This is a genomic window from Pseudomonas sp. (assembly GCF_036387035.1).
Lineage (GTDB): Bacteria > Pseudomonadota > Gammaproteobacteria > Pseudomonadales > Pseudomonadaceae > Aquipseudomonas.
This window is the reverse complement of sequence record NZ_DASVUM010000059.1, coordinates 1-22663: the sequence shown is the minus strand read 5'-3', so window position 1 is coordinate 22663 and position 22663 is coordinate 1. Positions and strand designations below refer to the sequence as shown.

Below are 22663 nucleotides of genomic sequence, written 5' to 3'. Positions count from 1 at the left end.
ATTCGTCACCCTGCTCGGCCCGTCCGGTTGCGGCAAATCCACCCTGTTGCGCTGCATTGCAGGGTTGACGCCGGTGACCAGCGGCAAGATCTTCCTCGATGGCAACGACCTGGTGCCGGTCTCGCCACAAAAGCGCGGCATTGGCATGGTTTTCCAGAGCTATGCGCTGTTTCCCAACATGAACGTGGAGCAGAACGTCGCCTTTGGCCTGCGCATGCAGAAAGTCAGCACGGATGAAATGAAGCAGCGCGTGGCCGAAGTGCTGAAGCTGGTGGAACTGAACGAGTTCACAGCGCGCTATCCGCATCAACTCTCGGGTGGCCAGTGTCAGCGCGTGGCACTGGCGCGTTCACTGGTGACCCGCCCTCGCCTGCTGCTGCTCGATGAGCCGCTGTCAGCCCTGGACGCGCGCATCCGCAAGCACCTGCGCGAACAAATCAGAGCGATTCAACAAGAGCTGGGCTTGACGACCATTTTCGTGACCCACGACCAGGAGGAAGCGCTGACCATGTCCGACCGCATTTTCCTGATGAATCAGGGTCGGATCGTGCAGAGCGGTGACGCCGAAACCCTGTACACCGCGCCAGTCGATGCGTTCGCCGCCGGCTTTATCGGTAACTACAACCTGCTGGAAGCCGACGCCGCCAGCCGGCTGATGCAGCGCCCGATCAACAGCCGCGTGGCGATAAGACCGGAGGCCATTCAATTGAGCCTGACCGGTTCGCTGGAAGGCGAAGTGCGCAGCCACAGCCTGCTGGGTAACGTCATCCGCTACCGCGTCGAAGCCCGGGGCGTGGAACTGGTGGTCGATGTGCTCAACCGCTCGGCCAGCGACTTGCACCCGAAAGGCCAGCGGGTCACCCTGCACATTGAATCGTCGGCGTTGTGTGAAGTCGCATGAATTCGACGCCAACCCTGTAGGAGCCGGCTTGCTGGCGAACGCGTTCTACCTGCCGACGTCTGCTTGGCTGACACACCGCATTCGCCACTGTCGTAACCTCCTGCAGCTCCTACAGAGATCTAGGTAATACCGACAGCGGCGCGAGTTTCCGAGATCGTGCATGGCATAGATAAAGAGGACAGGTTTAATGCCTTTAGCAATTTTCGATCTGGACGAAACCCTGATCCACGGTGACTGTTCCAGTCTATGGAGCGAGCAGATGGGGCGTCTGGGCTGGGTCGATCCCGAGTGGTTCATGAAAAAAGACCATGAACTGATGGAGGCTTACAGCAAGGGCGAACTGGCCATGGAGGATTACATGGCGTTCAGCCTGGACCCGATGATCGGACGCACGCCCGAAGAAGTGGATTTTCTGGTCGGCCCCTGGGTGGAGGACTACATCGAGCCGATCATTTTCAGCGACGCCACCAAAGCCATCGCCGAACACCGCGCCGCAGGTGATCGCATTCTGATCATCTCGGCCTCGGGGGTGCATCTGGTCAAGCCGATTGCCGAGCGCATCGGCGTCGATGAAGTGCTGGCCATCGATCTCGAGATCGCTCACGGCGTGTATAGCGGCAAGACCACCGGCGTGCTGACCTACCGCGAGGGCAAAATCACCCGCTTGATGGCGTGGCTGGACCAGGAAGGCGAAAACCTGGAAGGGGCGAGTTTTTATTCGGATTCGCGCAATGATTTGCCGCTGCTGTTGAAGGTCGACTTTCCGCATGCGGTGAACCCGGATCCGGTGCTGCACGAGGCGGCCGAAAAAGCGGGCTGGCCTGTTCATAGCTGGAAGTGAAATGAGTGATGAGCTTATCCGGTATGACGTCATCAAGTAGTCATACCGGATCAGATAACAAATGCCGGACTAAGCGTTGATTCTTATCGTAAACGACCTACTCGAATTGGAAATGATCTAGCACAATCCAATCTCCATTCTTTGGCAGAAATACAACCCTTCTTATATTACTTCCAGCGAAGGTACTCTGACGCGCTTCCGATCCCGAAACAGGCAGGGAAATCACCCCCAAACGCGAGCCATCTGCGCCATAAAAAGTCGCTGAAGATTCATAGTCAGCATAAGAACTCCAAAAACTCAATCTAGAATAACTACTATTAAAATCCAGAGTGACGACCTGATCCTCACCTATAGCGTCAAGATTCATATGCAGCGTTTTACCCTCTCTTCGTCCAGGCAGAGGAGGGAAATTACTTGCATCTCCGTAGTCAAACGGCAAGATAGCTACCCGACCGTCCCCCTGGGAGAACGTTATCGTCATCGAGGGCATATCAATTTTTTGCCCTCGCGTAAGCACAGTGTCTGGAACTGCATCGAAATTCTCGCCATCGCCTTGCACCTGTTGCACCTGGATTTCCCATGGCTCAGAAGAAGGCATCCCATTCGCCGCCTTTGCTGTGTAAGTGTGAGTCCCCAACGCAAGATTCGAGACTGCTTTGGTCCAGCTCCCGTCGTCATCGACTGACACCTGCCCCAGCGAAAGATCATCATCATACAATTCGACGTACCGACCCGTTGCGGGACCGATCCTACTGACTTGATCAACTTCGTAAATTTTAGTCATAAATAGCCCTTTCCTTGAACCCGTTCCCAGAACCCGCTTATGCGCCCATGTAGGCAAAGCATTACTTAGGAAATCACTCTGCGCAAATAAAAACAAGAAAACAAAAATACAAGAAGCATGCGTAAAAAACCCAGCAAAGAGGAAAAAAGATATTCATCAACAAGTTAAAAAAGCGAAATGCCTGTTATCGGAATAAAATCGGAAACGTGTTAGACCGAATCAATATAAGCCGACCAACAATTCAAGATACCAAAATAATTCAGAATCCACCAACCAAGTCATACCCGAGCTGTGATTTTAGCGAGTACATGCACTTGTCACACAGCCGGACGAGCGGACGCTAAACCTGTCATGTATGACAGTAGTCAACTTCCAGAATCCGGCGCCCAATGACTCCTTCTAAAATCGACAGGAGTCAAGTGGATGACAACCCATAACCACACCCATCTTCATTTCTGGAACCGCGAAGATGCCGAGACGCAGAAAACTTCCCTTGCCTCCTGCACACCGCTCATTTCGCTTTTATCGCCGGCATTGGCTGATTGTTTCGCTCAGATTCAGTCCTCGAGCCCCAACGCCTTGATTGAGCTGGAAATTCCGGATCGAACCAGAGAGCAGCTGCCGGAGCCTCCGGCAATGCCTGGGGAAACGTTATGGGGCATCAATCACGCCGCTGCGATGGACATATTTCCGCAGTACGGCCTGCAACTCTACATCTCGCCATGGTCGGCGATGAACCAGGGCGACAGCGTAAGGGTGATGTTGGACCGGACCAGCGTCGTGTCGACGGAGATCATTCGAGACGGTCAGGCCAACCAACGCGTGACGACTTTCTTGCCCGCGGCGCGTTTGACGCCGGGTCGTCATACGCTCCACTACATCGTCAATCGCTTCGGGCAGACGGATGATCCGTCCGCCGAAACGAACATTCTGGTCAAGCTCGACAGACCCGGCGGGCGAGACCAGGACGGCGACGCGCCCGGCCACTCGGAGCTTCACTTCGACCTGCCGCAAGCCATTATCGACGACGGTGTCGATGCAGACGCGGCCGCAGCGGGAGTGCTCGTCAAGATCAGGGCTTACCCGAATATCTCAGCGCGCGACAATATCAAATTCTCCTGGGGCGGCGTGTTCGTTGACCATTTTGTTACTGAAGATGAAGCAAACGCGGCCCAAGAGGCACGCCGAAATCAGCAGGATTTCAGTATCGACATCCTGATTGATAAAGAGACCATCGAGAAAGCTGCCGATTCCGGAGCCCACGGCCTCGGCGTGACTTATGAAGTGTTCGACATTGTTCAGAACAGGTCAGAGGACTGGGCGGCGGAAAAGCGCATCGTTGTGGACACGGGCAATTCTCGGCTGCCAGGCCCGATAGTGGATGAAGCAGTCGATAACATTTTGGACCTCGACGTGTTGAAGGATGCGCCGGTTACCGTTCAGATCTGGGCTGCGGCACGCAGCACGACCGTTGACGAACTCAAGAATACATTGGGCAAGCAAAAGCTGAAGTTGTCTCAAGCGGCGATGGGCAAGGAGACGCTGGAGAGTCTTCTGGGATCCCTGAAGGATGATTTCACCAAAGGCGACCGGATCGCTGTGACGTTGACAGGCACCACTGCCGCAGGGGAGACGGTTTTATTCAATGCACCGTTGGAAACCATCGAAAACGTACCGCATATTTACGAAATCAGCGTTCCCAATCACTACGTGCGTCAGTTGGCACAAGCCCAGGCCAAGTTTTCCTACCGCCTGATTCATGCGGACGCTACCGAGACGACTTCAAGAGGTGCGTTCATTAATGTCGTCGGTGAGGCCACGCGCCTGGCGGCGCCCGTCGCTCTGGACGCGGTGCAAGGCGCCATCAATCCGGACCTGCCCAGTACGGATATTGAAATTCCCTGGGACGACAGCATGGAGGCAGGTGATCTGATTTTGCCTAAGTGGATCGGCACACGTCCTGACTTCACGATCTACGATCCCTATCTAGAGCCTCATCCTATTTCCGGTGGTGAAGCAGACAGACGCGAGCCGATCAATATCAATGTGCCCGGGACTCATCTCAAAGTCATCGAGGGCGGCACGCTGGAGCTCTATTACGTTCTCGACAACAGCGTCGGGGGAAGGCGCGAATCAACCCGCGTCACAGGGCTGAGCATCGGTGAGCCTAGAGCCGAGCTGGATCCGCCGACGGTGTCCGGAATCGTAGACGGGGTAATGGATCCCGGCCTTGCACGCGCGACCCTGACGATGCCGAACTACGGCGGCAAGAAAGTCGGCGACAAGGCTTATTATGATTGGGATGGCAGCAACGAAGGCGGCGATGCGACTGACTGGTTGCCTGTGACCACTGCCACACTGAATGTCCCTCTTACGTTCAGCATTCCCAATAGCGCAATCGCTCCGAACAACCGAGGAACGGTCACGGCTTCCTATCATGTCGTCCGCATCGATAATGGCCAGACCAGTCAATCTCAGTCCGTCGCCTTCAACGTCGGTCAGAGCGTCGCACTCCCTTCCCCGGCCATCAGCAGCATCAGGGATTCGAAGAATGCTGACATCCCGCCTGGTGGATCTACGAGCGACACCACAGTCAGCGTGACGGGTACGGCGCCCGCCACCTACGAGGTCGAAATCTTTGATGACACCACGTCCAAGGGGAAGGTGAAGGCGGATGTCGCAGGCATTTGGTCAATGACGCTCGCTGGGCTTGCTCCTACCGCTCATCACATCAAGGCCGTTGGGCAATACGGCGAGAGGCTGGAATCGGCGGTGTGGAGTTTCACCGTTGCCACCGTCGCTGAAGTCAGGATTACCCTCGTCGAGGATTCACAAGGAAACCCTATACCCAACGGCGGCACAACGACGGACAAGCAGGTCACTCTTTCGGGAATCGTGAGTTACACAGCCTAAGCGAACTCCGACACCGGCAGCGACATCGCCCGCAAACAGGCGGGCGAAGATCGCCTCGATTGATAGCAGGCGGGGGGACGTCCGACGCCCTTTGTGCTCTCCCGCCGCGGCTGTCCGTCAACAACAAGGACATCGACAGGATCGCCAACTTCATAAGGACCATGACCATGAAACGCTACTCACGCACCCTCTTCCCCCCACTGGACCGCGACTATTCTGCCCTTTCTCTGCGTCCGGTGATCATCAGCGGTCTGGTCACCCCTGTTACCGGGGGCGACGGCGGGATCAACATCAGCATTGTCAAGGACAACCCGAGCGGCGTACTCAGTGCGGTCGATCCCTGGCTGAGCATGCAGGTGGGCGACCGTATTGACCTCTACTGGGATGGCGCAGCGGTGGGCAGTCGCGTCGTCGCTGCCAGCGACATCGACCAGCGCCTGTTCTTCTACTTGCCTGCCGATCCGATTACGCCGGACTGGGCTGAAAACGTGTATTACAGCCTGACCCGATCAGGCTCACCCACAGCGGAGGATTGCGTACCGCTGCGGCTGCGCGTCAAACTGGACCGGCCAGGAGGCAGGGACGAAGATCCGCACCTGCCCGGACACTCGCAACTTAAGGCCCCGCAGCTTCCTCCGGACGTCATCGACAATGGCGTCGATGCCCAATGGGCGAAGGACGGCATTCCGGTGACCATCGCCACTTACCCAGGCCGCGCGCCGCGTGACACCATCGAGCTGAAATGGGGTGAGGTGTCGCTCACACATCAGGTCACCGAAGCAGAAGCTGCGGGCAATGCGTCCATTGTCATCACCGTTGATCAGGCCAGCATCCTCGCGGCAGGCGATGACAAAGATTTGCTCGTTCACTATCAGGTGTACGACGAGGTCTGGAATTTCTCAGAACAATGGTCGTTGAAAACCTTCGTGCCGGTGGACGCGGGCGCCTGGCGGCTGGATGCGCCCATCATCCAGAATGCCGTCAACGGTGAGATTGACCTCGGCGATCTGGGTAGCGCGAGCGTCACCGTCCGCATTGCTGTCACCGCAAGCCCGTTCGAGCGCGGCGATACGGTGACCATGACTTGGCTCGGCATCACGGCGGCAGGCGCGCCGCTGAGCTACAGCCAGTCAGTGACCGTGGACAGCATCCCGGCGATTTTTGACACCACCGTACCCAATGCCCAGGTGCGCCAGATCATCAACGGGACAGCTTATGCGTCGTATGTCCTGACCAAAGCCAACGGTGACCCGCCACAGTCATCAAAGCGAGCAGCGGTGCGAATTACCGGCAGAGTACCGTTGCAAATCCCACTTATTCTGGAGCTCATCGGTGATGTCCTCGACCCGCTTGCAGAACGTGCCCATGTGGAGATCCCGGTTTACGAAGACACGAAGATCGGTGACCTGATTGATCTGGTGTGGCTGGGTACGCGGGCTAACGGAACGCCGTATCTTTACGAAACCCAGCACATCGTCAGCGCCAATGAAGTGGGCTACCCCATTTATATCCCGGTGATGAACGAACACATTGCCCAGCTTGAAAACGGCACACTCGACGTCAGCTATAGGGTGTCCAACGACGCCTGGATAATGGATGTACGGGTGTCTGAGCACCTGCTCGCCAGGGTCGGCCAGCACGTTGTGGACTTGCCGGCGCCGACCATTGTTGAAGCACCCGACGGTGTGCTCGATCCGGAAGTAAATCCCGGCAACGTCACGCTACGGGTCGCTTATTCCGGCACCGTAGCAGGGGATACGCTCACTTGGTACTGGCTCGGCCATCCACTGGAAGGCAGCGGCAGCGACTGGATTCCCATCACCACCGCCATTGCAGGCAAACCGGTGGATTTCACCATTCCCCGGTCGCTGATTGAGCCGAACATCAATGACGAAGTGAGGGTGCTGTACACGCTAAAACGTGGCGTGTCGGGCGAGTACCAGTCTTCGGCAACGTTGAATCTGGTGATCGGCAAGATCATCGGCGAACTGCCCGCCCCCTCCGTGCTGGAGGCGCCTGGCGGTGTGCTTGATCCGATGGATGCGCTGTCTGGCGCGACGGTGCAGGTGAGGTACGCCAGCATGGAAACGCAAGATATCGTCACGCTGGTCTGGCTGGGCAGCCCGGGCGGCGGCACGCCTGCTGATCAGGAGAAGCCCGGCAACGCCAGCGGGCTCGTGGAGTTTAAAATGCCCGCCTCATTGGTCGGGGCAAACATTGGCCGTGAGGTCAGTGTGTCCTACCGTGTCAAACGCTACACCGCAGAAAAACCATCCGACGTCTTGCGCCTGCCTGTGCTGCCTTTCGGCAACCCTGACAAGGACCTGCCACACCCGGCCATTACGCAGGCCGATGGACAGACGATGACGCTTAACCTGGCGACGTTCACCGGCAACGCCACCACCACGGTTGCCAAATGGCCATTCATCCTGGCGGGTCAGCGCGTCTGGCTGCGGATCGAGGGAGAGACCGGCAGCGGCGGCGTCTACTCGATCACGCTCCTGAACGGCGCCGTACTGGACAGCGCCCAGGTCTCCGCCGGTCTGTCCGTCCCCGCGCCGCGCGCTGAACTGGAAAAACTCGGCCAGGAGACTCGCCTGACAGTGATCTGCAACGTTGCCTTTGACGGTATCGCCAGTGAAAGCGGCGCAGTGCCTTTTCCACATGTCGTGTACGCCTTCAAGCTGCACCATGACTGGGTCAAGCCGCAAATCGTCAGTATCAAGGACGGCAAAGGCGAGGTAGCTGACGGAGGGACCACCTTCGATACGGCTTTAAGCATCAGCGGCACCTCCACCATCGAAACCGAGCTGGATATTCTCGACGGCACCACGCGGCTGACGAAGGTTAAATCCAACAGCATCGGGGCCTGGAGCGGCAGTCTTGAGCGGCTGAGCGTGAAGAATTACAGCCTGACAGCCAGCGCGCTGGATGGCAGCGGCCTGGTTTCCCAGCCACGGCGCCTGGAAGTGCTGGCCAATGTGAAGCCGATCATCAGTCAGGTCCTGGACTCCCGAGGACCGGTCAGCAATGGCGGAATGACTGTAGATACAAGCGTGACGATATCAGGCAAAGCGAGCCCTGATCGCCAAATAGAGCTGTTTGACAACGGCGTCTCCAAAGGCACTGCCACCACAAATGGATCAGGCGATTGGTCCCTCACCGTTTCCGCTCTGGCCGTTGCGGCGCACCCGTTCAAAGCCAAAGCGTTGTATGGAACCAAGCCTGAATCCGATGTCTGGACGGTGATCGTCGCCGCAACTGTGGCGCCCACCATCACCCACATAAAAGACACCCAGGGAACGGAGATCCCCCCTGATGGATTCACGGTCGATAACAGCGTGGCTCTGACCGGCAACGCCAGTGCAGGTCTTGAGGTCGAGATCTTCGATGGCGCTGTGTCTCGGCAGAAGGTGAATGCCAACGCTGGCGGGCAGTGGACGCTGACAATAAACACTCTGAGCGTTGGACGGCATGACATGAAGGTGAGGGCCAACTACGGGAGCAATCCGGAATCCGCCGTGCGTAAATTCACCGTGACCGCGGTGGTCACTCCGACTATCACCAGCGTCGTGGATCCACAAGGCAACGCGGTGAGCAATGGCGGATCGACCTATGCCAACGCTGTCACCGCATCGGGCAAGGCCTCAATCGGTCAATCAGTAGAGGTATTCGACGGCGCCTCATCCAAAGGCACCGCCGACGTGAACACCAGCGGCGACTGGTCACGGTCAGTGAGTGGCCTGTCGGTCGGCGCCCATAGCCTCACCAGCAAAGCGTTGTACGCGAATAAGCCGGTGTCCTCGCCTTGGGCGTTAAACGTTCAGGCTGCCACGGCGCCAACGCTCAGTGTGCGGGACTCCCGTGGGGAGATCGGCCAGGGAGGCACTACCACTGAAACGACAGTAACCGCGTCGGGCACAGCTGTGGCGAGCGAGCAAGTAGAAGTCTTTGACAAGAACGCGTCCAAAGGGACGACCAGGGCGGGGGGTGGCAGCGCCTGGAGCCTGTCTGTGGGTGTGGCACTCGGTTCCCACAGCATCAAGGCCGTCGGGCGCTATGCTGACAATCCTTCATCGGGTACCCGCGACTTCAACGTGGTATCACCGATACCGGATTTCGTGCTCGATACATCCGCTATAAATTTGAGTGGTCGGCTTTACGTACCAGCAGGAAGGGATGATGTCTTACCGGTCACGTGGCCATCAGGGACGACGACAAGCCGGGTCCCTATTAGTGGCGTGCCTCCCTACTCCTACTCATCGACCAATACACGCGTGGTCACCGTCGATGCAAATGGCAACGTTTTCAGCAGGTCTAACGGCAGCGCAACCATTAACGTACAGGATGCTCAGGGCCGCTCCGGGGCCTTCCTCGTTCAAGTCAGCGGGGTCATTACATGTCAAGGGTTCAGCTTTAACCGCTACCCATGGGGTAAAAAAGAGGCACAGAATGCAGGGTTCAGAATTCCGAATATAGGAGAGCTCCGAGCAATGTCTGCCCTATATCGGGGGCGCTGGCCGCAAGGTAATGACTTTTACTGGTCGAGTGATGGCTACGCGCTGAACAAAAACTGGGTGCATAACCTCGTGACAGGTGTGGACGGTTATGCAGTCAGCTCTGTCGTTCCATTCTCATTGTGCTTGGTGGTGGGTATTCGCTAATTCAGCGGGCAGCCGATGTCGCGGGACATCGGCTGCCATTGATGAGCTCATTACCAGGTATAACGCAACCCCACATTCGCCCCGAACGGCTGTTCGATATGCTCACCATTGGCGTAGTCAAAATCCGCATGCAATTGCAGCGTGTCGGAAAACGCTACGGCAACCCCTGCCCCCAACTCGCCGCGCGAACCGGAGAGGTCGTTATTGAACGTATTGTTGTTGACCTGTACCTCGTTACGCTTGGCGAACTCATGGGCGCCGGCCACTCGCACGTATGGCTGCACAACACTGCCCCTGTCCAGGGTGAAGTTGCGCCCTGCAGTGACGCCGACCTTGCCCAGCAACGAGCGCGTCCGATCACCTTCGGCGCGCATGCCGTTGTTCAGCTCATAGTCCTTGCCGCCAATGACCACGGCAGACAATTGGGTGAACGGTTCGACGAAATACTCGTTGCCCAGCTTGACGTGCCGTCCGAACTCCACCGAGCCACCAGCCGCAGAGTTGTCGTAATCACCCTTGGCACGGGTGCCATCGCTCATGCTGACTTTTGAGTCGTTTCGGAAACGGTTGAACTTGAGCACGCCGTCAAAATAGTAACCGCTGGCCTGATCCAGCCAAGTGGTGTAGAGGCCGGCGTAGTAGCTTTTGACCGTCCCTGAGGTGCCGCGAGTCAGATCGATATCGGACGTGCTGTGCCCCGCAAGTACGCCGATCAGCCACTGCCCGTCTCCGATCGGCAATGGCGCATCGGCGCCCAGCGACACGCCCTGCTGTGTCTGCCGATAGCCCACACCCGATGCCTCATCGACGTCGTATTTGTTGCCGTACGTGCGCACCCATCCGCCGGCCTTGCCGCCATTGAAGCGCAGTTCGCCCATGCGGCTGCGCAAGGAAGTGAGTTCGCCGTACCACACGGTCGGCGCAGTGTTGAACAGGGCCAGCACCGAGCGCGTGCCGGGGCTGATCGTCGCGGTACCCGGGTCCAGGAACCAGTCCGTGCCGCCTGCGCCATTGCCGGCGGAGGTCAGTTGATAGGAATAGGTCCCCACGTCCACGGCCTGGCCGCCAGCCAGGGCAAACGTCGCGTCACCGCCTGCGGTCTGGACAACTGTCAAGGGCGTTGGCGAAGTCGGATCGACGCCTGAGCCGGCGATCAGCAAGGTATGGCTGCCCGTCGCAGAACCAGTGACGTTGAGGGTGTCGTGTTCGTTGGTGAGGTAATCGGCGTCCATGATGAACGTGCCGTTGCCGGACAGCGTGCCGACATTGAGCCGATAGAACGCGTTGGGCGCGCCGAACCTCACCGTGCTGTCGTTCATGGCCAGCGAGTTGACGGTGTTGCTGCCGACCATATTCCAGGTGGAAGCCCCCGTGAGGGAGGCGGTGTTGACGTTGATCAGGTTGCCGGTGAGCACGGAGTTGTTGGTCAGCGAAACAAGCCCAGCGCTGGAAGTAATATCGCCAGACATCGAACTGGCATCCAGGCTTACATCACCGCTGCTCACGTCGCCTTTGAGCGTTGAGCCGCCCAGCAATCTCAGCACACTTGCCCCGCCGGTCGACGTGACATTGCCGACAATAGAACTGGCATCGAGGTTGACGTTCTCGCTGCTGACATTGCCTTCGAGCGAGGAACCCGCCGTCAGGGACACGACGCCTGCGCTGCCGAGCGAGGTAATGTCGCCGATCATTGAGCTGCCATTCAGACTGACGTTATCGCTGCTGACATGACCTTCTAGCGCCGAACCGCCGACGAGCGACACAACGCCGGCGCTGCTGGCGGAGGTCACTTCCCCGGTAATGGAACTCGCGTTCAGATTGACCGTATCAATCCCGGTGACATCCCCTCTCAGTGCCGAGCCATTGTTCAGCGCCAGGGTACCGCTGCTGGTGGCATCCGCCGAAACGTCACCGATCAACCGGCCCTGATCGAAAGTCAGATTGGCAATGCTGCCGTTGGCGATGGCGAAGTTACCGGTCACTTCACTGCTTTGCAGCAGCACGTTCGCCGTCGCCCTGTTCGCGATTTCCAGCGCGTTGCCGTTGCCACCCGTGAGGGTCGTGCCATTTAGCAGATTGAGGTTGGCGACCAGACCGCGGCCCAGGCCATCAACCAGAATGGCGGCGCCATGGGTGCCTTCGGCAGTAGCGTTATCGAGTACCAGAACGCTATCACCCACCCCTTGAGCGTCGCTTATCAAGTACACGCCGTGCTCGGAGCCCTTGATGGTCGTACCGTTGTTCGCCAATACGTCGCCACCGAAGATGTTCAGCCCGGCACTGCCTGAGCTTGTACTCGTGACCTGAACCCCGTTCAGTTGCAAGCGGCTGAATCCCGTGACTTGCGCCCCCACCTCGCCGCCCTGCAGCGCGCCGCCGGTGACTTGCACTTGCGACCCGACCGTTGTGCCAATCGGCCTGTTCACCGATAAGCCCACATAATCACCAACGATCGTGCTGTTGGTAATGGTTGCCGTACTTGCGGTAACCACGACACCGTCATCCGGCGATTGCACGCTGCTGTTGACAAAGTTGAGCGTGGCGCCGCCGCTCAATGAAATCGAACCGGCCACCGCGTTCGAAGCATTCAAGGTACTGCCGGTATCCCTCACTGCGTAATCACCGAGAGGCGTGGTTGCATCGATATTCAGCACTGCGCCATTCTCGACCAGCACTGCAAGCGAGACAGGTGTGAACAGCACGGCCGGAACCGCATTCAGCAAGGCTGTCCAGAATGGACGCCCGACGGGGGAAACTTTAAAAAAGGGAGAGTTGCGCACGTTTGACTTGCGGAGTTGCTTGCTAGCGTTCATGAGCTCGCGTCCATTCGTATGGAGATGCAAAGGCAGGCGTAATCGCCGGGAGAGGGGAGACTGTACAGACCACGATCAGAATGCTATGCAGGGCGCATCAGCCTTACTTGTAGGACGATGCCTACTGGCACTAAGGAGAAAAAGTTCGAACAGTGCCGTGGCCACCAGAAGTATTGCCGATGAAATCTGCCAACTTGGATTGATTGGAAATAACGGCGAAGAGAAACGGCTGTTTAGATTATGAGAGAGCTGGAAATCAGCCCCGCGATATAAAAGAGGCGTCTGAGACGCCTCTCTTTTAACGACGCCCTCAGCGACCGGCGGTTCGAGCTGACAAATCGCACGTCGGAGCGCCCGCCCCCGCGGTCGCCATGAACACCGTCACGCGATGGGCGTCGGAGGTGACAGAAAACCCGTCTACATTCGCGGTGTAGGCAATACTGCCCGGCCCATCGCGGGTTTCGATCAGGGGGGGAGCGTAAGGCAGGTAAACAAGGAAGCCGTTGGTGGCCTGTTCAATGGTCGGGGTAAACTTGAACTCGAACGTAACGTCAGTACCCGTTGCCTCGTTCAGCCCGGCATAGTTGAACGTCAGCTCTTGATTCGCCAGGCGTGGCTCTCCTCCCTCGACTTTTATCTCCGCAACCCAGCCTTGACCGCTCACATTTCTCAACGAACCGCAGTTGAGGAAATCGAAGTCCGGGTCAAGATTCAGAAACGTAACGGCTGGCAGCGTCACCGTCTTCACGTTCACTTCAACTGGCTGATCTTCAGAGGAGACAACGGCATCGTTGACGTTCGGTTGTGCGATCGAATAGCGCACCGGCAGCGCGCTGCCATTGCCCTGTGCATCGATCGTGTTCCATGGAATGGCAAACTCCATCATGAAATCCACAGCCTCCTGCCCCGTCACTACGTATGTCCCGCCAGGAATGGCAGGGTCTCCGGAATCAGGCACCGCCACGTTGTTCCAGTACAACTGCACCTCGTCATCCGCCTTATAGTTCTCATAAATCACCACGGAGGCTGTCGCCGGCTCCCCCACGTCTGCGGGCGTCAACTTATTGGGGTCAGTGGTGACGGCGCCCTGCACCGTAATCAAGTCCAGGTCGGGATTCACCGGGTCAGGTTCGACCGGGTTCGTCGGGCCTGGCGTACGCAGATCCACGGCGACATCAACAGAGGAAGGCTCGGGATACTCTTTCTCGCCCCGTTTGATAAGGTAAGTCACAGCCACCGTCTTAGGCCCCTGGTTGCCGTCCAGCAATACCGCAAAAGGGACGGTCACGAATGTCGGCCCTGGCTGCGTCACTGCCACCGCGCCCTGCAACTTGCCATCCCAGGTGACTATCGCTTGATCGCCAGCGACAAAGTTGGTGTATGCCTCGATCTGTACCTGTACCCCCACGTTGGCGTCGGCCATGTCGACTTCGCCGTCAGAGGCCAATGGCACCGTCAGCGGCTTCAGCCCTGTCGGCGCGGCACTCAATGTGACGAGGACCGGCTTGTATGACGAATCAGGTCCAAGGTTGCCGGGTCTGTCCTGCAGACGGGAGAACAGCAACTTGGTGCCTTCCGACGTTCCGATCTGCGCGGTGGTCAAATCGACTGTCACCGGCGTCGTGGTATTGTCCCTTATCACGGTGCCTACCAACGATGCGGTTTGAGGGTTGCTTCCGTAATACACGGATATTTCGTCGCCGATTTTTCTGTCGTTGTATTCGGCCACGGTGATGGTGACCTTGCCGTTGGCATCAAGGTATTCCTTGGTAATGCCGCCGGTTTCGACCTCAGGGGGCAATGTCACCGGTGCACCTGACTGCCCGAAGTTGGGTGCGGTCTGATCGATGTAGATCGTCAGTGCTGTCGATGCCACCGGATTCCCGCCAATGTTGACTTCATAGGTGAGCGTGTGACGTCCAGCCAAAAGCGTTGCCTCTGCTGGCAAGGTCAGCGGAAGGGGGAACGCGCCAGGGTCCAGTGGCGTCGTAAACGAGTACTGGCTAGGGCGCTGCCGTATGCCATCCCACTTGAGATAAACCAGGCCTGGCCGGCCCGGATCAGTTTCAACTTCAAACGCAGGGATTTCGACTTTCAGGAGCGTGCCTTGAAACTGGTGCGGCAACTGATTCTCGGGATCGTCAGCGGTGGGCGGCAGCAACGGGTTATCCGCAGGCAACGTCGGCGCCGGCACCGCCAGTTGTAGATTTCTGCGAAACAATTGGAAGTCGCTGCGCGCCTGCTGGCCCTTTTTGACCTTTGGGGGCTTGTTCTGGGTGTTCATGGTGCTTCCTCCTTGGGTGGCCTTCAGTCCATTGGCTACAACTGCACCAGCCGACGTTCATCCGCCACGTGTCGTTGACATCGGGGTTATTTGCGAAAACGGCGAACTGCCGCATTGATCATCCCTGCCCAAATCGATTCCACAACGGGCCCTTCAGATTGAGACGGCAACGTCTCAACACACAGATCGTTGCCGGGACCGCATAACTCCCCACCTGGCATCCTTCTCGTGATCTTCACGAAATCCATGTATGAGCGCCCCACCGTTCCGCTGGTTTTATGAAGCGTGTACTGGGCCGTGGCAGATCCGTTGTCTTCCATGGGCGCGATGAGTGTCTCGAAGGGCAACACGATCTGGTCATATCCGGTGCTCGCATCAGCAGCGCTCAACGTTCTGGAAAACGTCGCGGTGACACCCGTGATCGGATCGGTGCCGTTGAGGTTCCTGCATCCTTGCCAAATGAGTTCGATACGGTCGCCTTGTGCAAACCGGGTGTCGCCGGGAACCCTCACCGTCACGCCCTCCCACAACCTCGGTACGGCACAGCAATTGAGATAGCCGTAAAGATCGGCATGCGGGAAAGATGGCTCCGGCAGATCCTCGATGACCTCAATATTCACATTGACGTCAGTTGTCCTGGACAGCTGTTGGTTGACGCCGTTATCGGTCACATAGAAGAGTGCCAACGCGGGGTTGATCAGCTCCGGTTCTATGGCTGACCAGGGAATGACGAAGGTTATCGACTGACCGGCCAGATCGCCGGCCTTCACCATGTACTCTGCGACCGGTTCGGCCGAACTCCCCCAGAACAGCGACAATCGCTCGCCGGGATCGGGATTTTGATAGAGGACCAGCGTCGCTGTGGCATCCAGACCGAAGTCCGCGCCCGTCAGCGTATTGGCCGTATCGGAGTTCTGGCCACGGACCTCGGGTTTCTCCAGGGTGACGTTCAGCAATGCCGGCGCATTGGCGTGATCCTGTCCGGCCAGGGTGAAGTCAACCGGCACAGAGACGGGTCCCGGCGACGGCGTGACCAAGGTTCCACGACGCACCTGGTAATCGATCTGGGCGCTCAGTGGGCCAAGCCCTCTGGCGGTCAACACGGTCCATGGCACGAACGCCCGCAGCGGAAATCCGGACGGATCGACAGGCACGTCGGCAAGCTCGGTGCCGTCCCAGTCAATCAACACCCGATGCTCGGGGCCGGCATTGTCGTAACGGTCTATCTCAACCGTGACGCCGCCTTCGTTGGCCGCACCCTCCCGGGCATGCCGGCGATCGATCAGACCGCGGGTTGACAGCGGCACTCGGACCGGCTGGAGGTTTCCCGGCGACGGCGTCAGGTCCACCCTGATGGGCGAAAGCTCCGAGCGCGAACTGATGTTTCCCGCCAGATCCCGCAGGTAGTAATACACGTACCGGGTGCCCAGACCTGACGCCCTGATCACCCGCTCGGGAACCGACACGAACAGCAGGCCGTCCTCAATGTCATCCCGGCTGAAGATCACCTCACCCTGCTGGCTTTCCCCATCCGGCGGTGGATTGGTGTCGGTCCAGAACCAGATCGCCAGGTCTTTGGCTCTGGCGCCGAAGTAGGATGGCACCGAGCACTCGACCGCGCCCTCGCTGGTCAGATACTCGTCGGAGATCACCCCGGCCAGCTCCGCTGGGAAGACCACCGGTAGGGGTCTCTGGCCCGCACCCGGCGGCGATAGATCCACTGTGACAAGTTTCTTGAGCGATTCCGGCGACGGATTATTAGCCACCGAAATCTTGTAAGAGAGCTCGTAGGTACCGTCTACCAGCAACGCCTGAGGTACCTGGACGGTTTTATCTCCGGGAGCGATAGGGGGCTGGAAGGTGAAACGGCTTACTTCAACAAATGGAGCACCGGCGCGCCGCCACGACAGCACCGCGACGTTGGGATAATTGGCGTTGAATAACCAGGCGGGAATGACCACCTCCAGGTCCCGCTCCAGCGCCGTTCGAGGCAGCAACCCGCCGACCTCTTCCTGTCCCTGATCATCCTTGAGAATGGCCGGCACGACGGGCAGCGGAAACTCATCATCAACACGCCAATTGCCACCGTTCAAGGTGCCGCTGGCTGCTCTGAACATGTTATTCATCGACATCATCCTTGCGTCTGAAATCAGGCCAGCCGAATCCGCTCGAAGTCGCTCTTCAAGTGCGCAGCGCAGTGGCTCTGGTGCGTACTTGCGATTGATTAAGCGCCTGTTGGCGCGCGCTGGATACTGTCACTTATGACAGGTCAGGCGACCGTTCGTCGGTGTCACCGGCGAAGGTTGTGAGAGAAAGAGGCGAGGCCGGGCTGTCGCCCAGAGGCAGCGATACCCGGCCGGCGCGCAGGTCAGCGGAGCTCGGGGTCTATCACCAGCACGACCTTGCCCGACACCTGATTGGTCGCCAACTCTGCGTAGGCCGCTTCGGCTTCGCTGATCGGGAAGCTGCGCGCCAGTTGCGGCTTCAGGCGACCATCGGTGAACAATGGCATGACGTGCTGGCCCAGATCACTGAGCAGGTCGGCCTTGAACTGGTCGTCGCGGCTGCGCAGGGTCGAACCGAGAATATGAATACGCTTGCCCAGTACTTGCGCGAAATCCATTTCGGACTTGCGTCCGCCCATTAATCCGATCAGTACCAGACGACCGTCCACGCCGAGGACCTTTAGGTTCAGCGCGGCATAGTTGGCGCCCACCGGGTCAAGGATGACGTGGAACGGCGCGAAATCATTCAGCGCATCGAGGTTCTCGTTGCGCAGCACACCGCCCTGCGCACCAAGCGATTCGCAGTACGCCAGCCGCTCGGCGGAACCCACGGTGACCCAGACCGGGTTGCCGAACGCCTTGCACAGCTGAATGGCAGCTGAACCAACGCCACTTGCCCCGGCGTGCAGCAAAACTTTTTCACCGGGCTTGAGACCGGCCAGCTGGAACAGATTGAGCCAGGCGGTGGCATACACTTCAGGAATCGCCGCCGCTTCGTGCAGCGAAATCCCCTCAGGCACCGGCAGTACGTGCCGCGCGTCAACCACCACTTCTTCGGCCATCGCCCCGCCTGCAACCAGCGCACACACGCGGTCGCCGACTTCCCAGGCGGTGCCCGGGCCGACCTCGGCAATCACCCCTGAACATTCCATCCCGAGGATTTCCGTGACACCCGGTGGCGGCGGGTAATGCCCCGAGCGCTGCAGCAAATCGGCACGATTGAGTCCCGCCGCTGCCACCTTGATGCGGACTTGTCCTACATCCAGCGTCGGCGACGGCTCTTCAACCCATTCCACACGACCTTCAACGCCTTGCAATGCTTTCACGGTGCCTCCATAGTGAGTCTTGACTGAGCCCGATGTGCCTCACGGCCATTGGGCTTTTTGCATTATGCGACCGTGTTCTGACCGAACCGGCGACCTCCAAAGACGGCCTAATATGCGTTATCAATTGTCCCCGCGTCGAATCAGCATGAAGCATTTTTTACCCAGCACCACCCTTGCATTACTCATTGGCCTGTCTGTCCTGCCGATGTCGGCCAGTTCGTTCGCCGCCAACAGCTGGGATAATCTTCAACCTGATCGCGATGAAGTCATCGCCAGTCTGAATGTCGTGGAGCTGCTCAAGCGCCACCACTACAGCAAGCCGCCGCTGGACGACAAGCGTTCGGAAATCATCTACCAGAGCTACCTGAAACTCCTCGATCCTGCGCGCAGCTACTTCCTGGCCAGTGACATCGCCGAGTTCGACAAGTGGCGTTTCCAGTTCGACGACTTCCTCAAAAGCGGCGACCTGGCGCCGGGCTTTACCATCTACAAACGTTATCTGGACCGCATTAAGTCGCGTCTGGATTTCGCCCTGGCGCAGCTGAACAAGGGTGTCGACAAGATCGACCTGAACACCCAGGAAACCTTGCTGGTTGATCGCAAGGACGCGCCATGGGCCAAGAACGAAGCCGAACTCGACGACCTGTGGCGCAAGCGCGTCAAGGACGAGGTTTTGCGCCTGAAGATCGCTGGCAAAGACCCGGCCAAGATCCAGGAAACCCTGACCAAGCGTTACAAGAACCAGCTCGCGCGCCTGGGCCAGACCCGCAGCGAGGATGTGTTCCAGGCGTACCTGAATACATTCGCGATGTCCTACGATCCGCACACCAACTACCTGTCGCCTGACAGCGCGGAAAACTTCGACATCAACATGAGCCTTTCCCTGGAAGGCATCGGCGCCGTCCTTCAAAGCGACAACGACAACGTCAAGATCGTCCGCCTGGTGCCGGCCGGCCCTGCCGCCAAGACCAAGCAAGTGGCGACTGCCGACAAGATCATCGGCGTTGCCCAGGGCGACAAAGAGATGGTCGACGTGATCGGCTGGCGTCTGGATGAAGTGGTCAAACTGATTCGCGGTCCGAAAGGTTCGGTCGTGCGTCTGGAAATCGTGCCGGCCAGCAATGCGCCGAGCGACCAGACCACCAAGATCGTGTCGATCACCCGTGAAGCGGTGAAGCTTGAAGAGCAAGCGGCCAAAAAATCGGTCCTGCACCTCAATCAGGACGGCAAGGATTACAAGCTGGGCGTCATCGAGATTCCTGCTTTCTACCTGGACTTCAAGGCCTACCGCGCCGGCGACCCCGAGTACAAGAGCACGACCCGTGACGTGAAGAAGCTGCTGACCGAACTGCAGTCCGAGAAAGTCGACGGCGTGGTCATCGACCTGCGTAACAACGGCGGTGGCTCGTTGCAGGAAGCCACCGAGCTGACCAGTCTGTTCATCGATAAAGGCCCGACCGTTCTGGTGCGTAACGCAGACGGCAAGGTTGATGTGCTGGAAGACGAGAACAGCGGTGCGTTCTACAAAGGCCCGATGGCGCTGCTGGTTAACCGCCTGTCGGCCTCGGCTTCGGAGATTTTCGCCGGCGCCATGCAGGATTATCACCGCGCGCTGATCATCGGCGGCCAGACCTTCGGTAAAGGCACAGTGCAAACCATTCAGCCGCTCAACCACGGTGAGCTGAAACTGACGCTGGCGAAGTTCTACCGGGTGTCCGGCCAGAGCACTCAGCATCAGGGCGTGCTGCCGGACATCGGCTATCCGTCGATCATCGACACCAAGGAAATCGGTGAAAGCGCGCTGCCTGAGGCGATGACCTACGACACCATCAAACCGGCCATCAAGCCAGCGGTGGACCCGTTCAAGCCGTTCCTGGCACAGCTGCAATCGCGTCACGACGCCCGATCAGCCAAGGACGCCGAGTTCGTCTTCATCGAAGAAAAACTGGCGCTGGCCAAGAAGCTGATGAGCGAGAAGACGGTCAGTCTGAACGAGGCCGAGCGCCGCAAGGAACACGCCGACATCGAGAGCAAGCAGCTGGCGATGGAGAACGTGCGTCGCAAGGCCAAAGGCGAAGAACCGCTGAAAGAGCTGAAGAAGGAAGACGAAGACGCCCTGCCTTCGGATGACGACAAGACCAAACCCGAAGATGACGCTTACCTGGCGGAAACCGGGCGTATTTTGCTCGACTATCTGGGCTTGAGCGGTTCGGTGGCGAAGAAGTAAACCGCAGGAACGTGATGAAATGATGGCGAATCGTCATCAAACAGTCATGAACCTGTCGTGAAATAGCGGGCTCGACGTCACAGCGTCGAGCCCCTTTTTTTGCCTCGAGATTGCCATGACCGTGACTGAACAGCTGAGCGCCTTGAGTTCGATCCTGACTCGCGGCGACTTGCACAGCCTGTTCCAACCGATTGTGTCGTTGTCGGATCGGCGCATTCTCGGTTACGAAGCCCTGACTCGCGGTCCTTCCAACAGCCCGCTGCATTCCCCTCTCAACCTGTTCGCCGTCGCCCGCCAGGCCGGACGCCTCAGTGAGCTGGAACTTGCCTGTCGCGAGTCGGCCTGTCGCCGCTTCAGCGAACAGAAGCTGGAGGGCAAGCTGTTTCTCAACATCTCGCCCGAGTCGCTGCTGGAAGCATCGCACCCGCCGGGGCGCACCTTGCAGCTGTTGCAGCGCTACGGCATAGCGCCGAGCCGCGTGGTCATCGAGCTGACCGAACAGACGCCGACCGATGACTTCGACCTGCTCTATAACGCGCTTTACCATTACCGGGACATGGGGTTTTCCATCGCGCTTGACGATCTAGGCGCGGGCTATTCAAGCCTGCGGCTGTGGTCCGAGTTGCGCCCGGACTACGTGAAGATCGACCGGCATTTCATCGACGGCATTCATCAGGATGCGGTCAAGCGAGAGTTCGTCGGCTCCATGCTGCAGATGGCCAAAGCGTCGCGGGCACTGGTCATCGCCGAGGGCATTGAGCTGCAGGAAGAACTGGCCGTGCTGATCGACATGGGCGTCGAGCTGGTTCAGGGCTACTTGCTGTGCCGGCCGCAAGAGTGTCCGCCCCGTGACGCACGCGCCCTGCTGCCGAAAATCGATCCCGCCGCTGCGACCTTGAACGAGGACACCAGCGACCTCAGCGCCTTGCTCAACGCGCTGCCGGCGGTGGTGCAGACCACGCCCACGGCCACGGTACTGGAGGCGTTTCGCAAGCAAGCCAATCTCAACTCGCTGGCGGTGCTGGATGCGCAACATCAGCCCATTGGCATCGTCCACCGCCATTCGCTGTCAGATGTGCTGCTGCAGCCGTTCGCCACCGAGCTGTACGCGCGCAAACCGATCAGCCGGTTAATGAGCGATGACTTTCTCGCGGTCGAACTGAGTCAATCGCTGCAGCAGGTCAGCCGGCTGATCACCAGCCGCGCGCGGCAACGCATCGAAGAAGATTTCATCATCATGCAGAACGGCACCTACCTCGGCCTGGGCCGGGTGATCGATGTGCTCAAGCTGATCACCGAACTGAAGATCCAGCAGGCGCGCTATGCCAACCCGTTGACCTTGCTACCCGGCAATGTGCCGATCCAGCAATGCCTCACCCGCCTGTTGCAACAGGGCCGCGAGTCGATGATCTGCTACGTGGACATCGACAGCTTCAAACCCTTCAACGACATCTATGGCTACGGCCGTGGTGACGAGGTGCTGCTGTGCCTGGCGCACTGCCTGAACGACCGCATCGACGCCAGCCGCGACTTTGTTGGCCACATCGGCGGCGACGATTTCCTGATGGTGCTGGGCTCGGAAGACTGGCGCAAGCGCCTGAACATGCTACTCGAAGACTTCCAGAACCAGTGCCGACGTTTCTACCGCGCCGAGCATCTGGAGGCCGGCTGCTTCGTCGCCCTCAACCGCCAGGGCCAGCGCCAGGAATTTCCGTTGCTGTCACTGTCCATCGGCGTCGTGCACCTGCACCCCGAAGCCTGCACCACCCTGGACGCCACCCAACTCGCCGAACTGGCGTCTCAGGCCAAGCACCACGCCAAAGAAGTGATGGGTGCGAGCATTCATGTGATCAATACGCTGGAAGCGGAGGTGGTGGCGGCGTTGAATCAGGCGCTGCCGTGGTG

11 protein-coding genes are annotated in these 22663 nt (G+C 58.7%); 6 read left to right on the top strand and 5 right to left on the bottom strand.

Going from position 1 to position 22663, the window contains the following annotated elements; genetic code table 11:
- Together VF672_RS05055 and VF672_RS05050 are read left to right on the top strand one after the other, a co-directional pair.
- The coding region (locus VF672_RS05055) for an ABC transporter ATP-binding protein (protein ID WP_331102106.1) at positions 1-901 on the top strand (901 nt) is incomplete at its 5' end.
- A gap of 187 nt (positions 902-1088) precedes the next feature.
- A complete protein-coding gene (locus tag VF672_RS05050) occupies positions 1089-1742 on the top strand; it encodes an HAD family hydrolase (protein WP_331102105.1) in 654 nt (217 codons plus the stop codon).
- A gap of 97 nt (positions 1743-1839) precedes the next feature.
- Here VF672_RS05050 and VF672_RS05045 read toward each other — a convergent pair whose 3' ends face one another.
- Positions 1840-2526 (bottom strand): Ig-like domain-containing protein, encoded by a 687-nt coding sequence (locus VF672_RS05045; RefSeq protein WP_331102103.1) that lies wholly within the window; start codon positions 2524-2526, stop codon positions 1840-1842.
- A gap of 423 nt (positions 2527-2949) precedes the next feature.
- On the opposite strand from VF672_RS05045, the gene VF672_RS05040 reads away from it, so the two are divergent.
- Together VF672_RS05040 and VF672_RS05035 are read left to right on the top strand one after the other, a co-directional pair.
- Positions 2950-5439, top strand: coding sequence for a hypothetical protein (locus VF672_RS05040; RefSeq protein WP_331102101.1), 2490 nt, complete (start codon positions 2950-2952; stop codon positions 5437-5439).
- 167 nt (positions 5440-5606) lie between these two features.
- The gene (locus VF672_RS05035; RefSeq protein ID WP_331102099.1) at positions 5607-10103 is read left to right on the top strand and encodes a hypothetical protein; all 4497 of its coding nucleotides are present in this window, start codon (positions 5607-5609) and stop codon (positions 10101-10103) included.
- Between the two features lie 50 nt (positions 10104-10153).
- On the opposite strand, the gene VF672_RS05030 is transcribed toward VF672_RS05035, so the two are convergent.
- The 4 genes from VF672_RS05030 to VF672_RS05015 form a co-directional block, all read right to left on the bottom strand.
- On the bottom strand, positions 10154-12805 hold the full coding sequence (locus VF672_RS05030) for an autotransporter outer membrane beta-barrel domain-containing protein (RefSeq protein WP_331102097.1): 2652 nt from the start codon (positions 12803-12805) through the stop codon (positions 10154-10156).
- Positions 12806-13226: 421 nt separating this feature from the next.
- Positions 13227-15200 (bottom strand): hypothetical protein, encoded by a 1974-nt coding sequence (locus VF672_RS05025; RefSeq protein WP_331102095.1) that lies wholly within the window; start codon positions 15198-15200, stop codon positions 13227-13229.
- Between the two features lie 86 nt (positions 15201-15286).
- Positions 15287-17326 (bottom strand): hypothetical protein, encoded by a 2040-nt coding sequence (locus VF672_RS05020; RefSeq protein ID WP_331102093.1) that lies wholly within the window; start codon positions 17324-17326, stop codon positions 15287-15289.
- A 242-nt stretch (positions 17327-17568) separates the two neighbouring features.
- Positions 17569-18531 (bottom strand): NAD(P)H-quinone oxidoreductase, encoded by a 963-nt coding sequence (locus VF672_RS05015; protein ID WP_331102091.1) that lies wholly within the window; start codon positions 18529-18531, stop codon positions 17569-17571.
- 145 nt (positions 18532-18676) lie between these two features.
- On the opposite strand from VF672_RS05015, the gene VF672_RS05010 reads away from it, so the two are divergent.
- Together VF672_RS05010 and VF672_RS05005 are read left to right on the top strand one after the other, a co-directional pair.
- Entirely contained in the window at positions 18677-20758 is a 2082-nt protein-coding gene (locus VF672_RS05010; RefSeq protein WP_331102089.1) for a carboxy terminal-processing peptidase, read from the top strand.
- 115 nt (positions 20759-20873) lie between these two features.
- On the top strand, positions 20874-22663 hold a 1790-nt coding region (locus VF672_RS05005; protein ID WP_331102086.1), incomplete at its 3' end, for a bifunctional diguanylate cyclase/phosphodiesterase.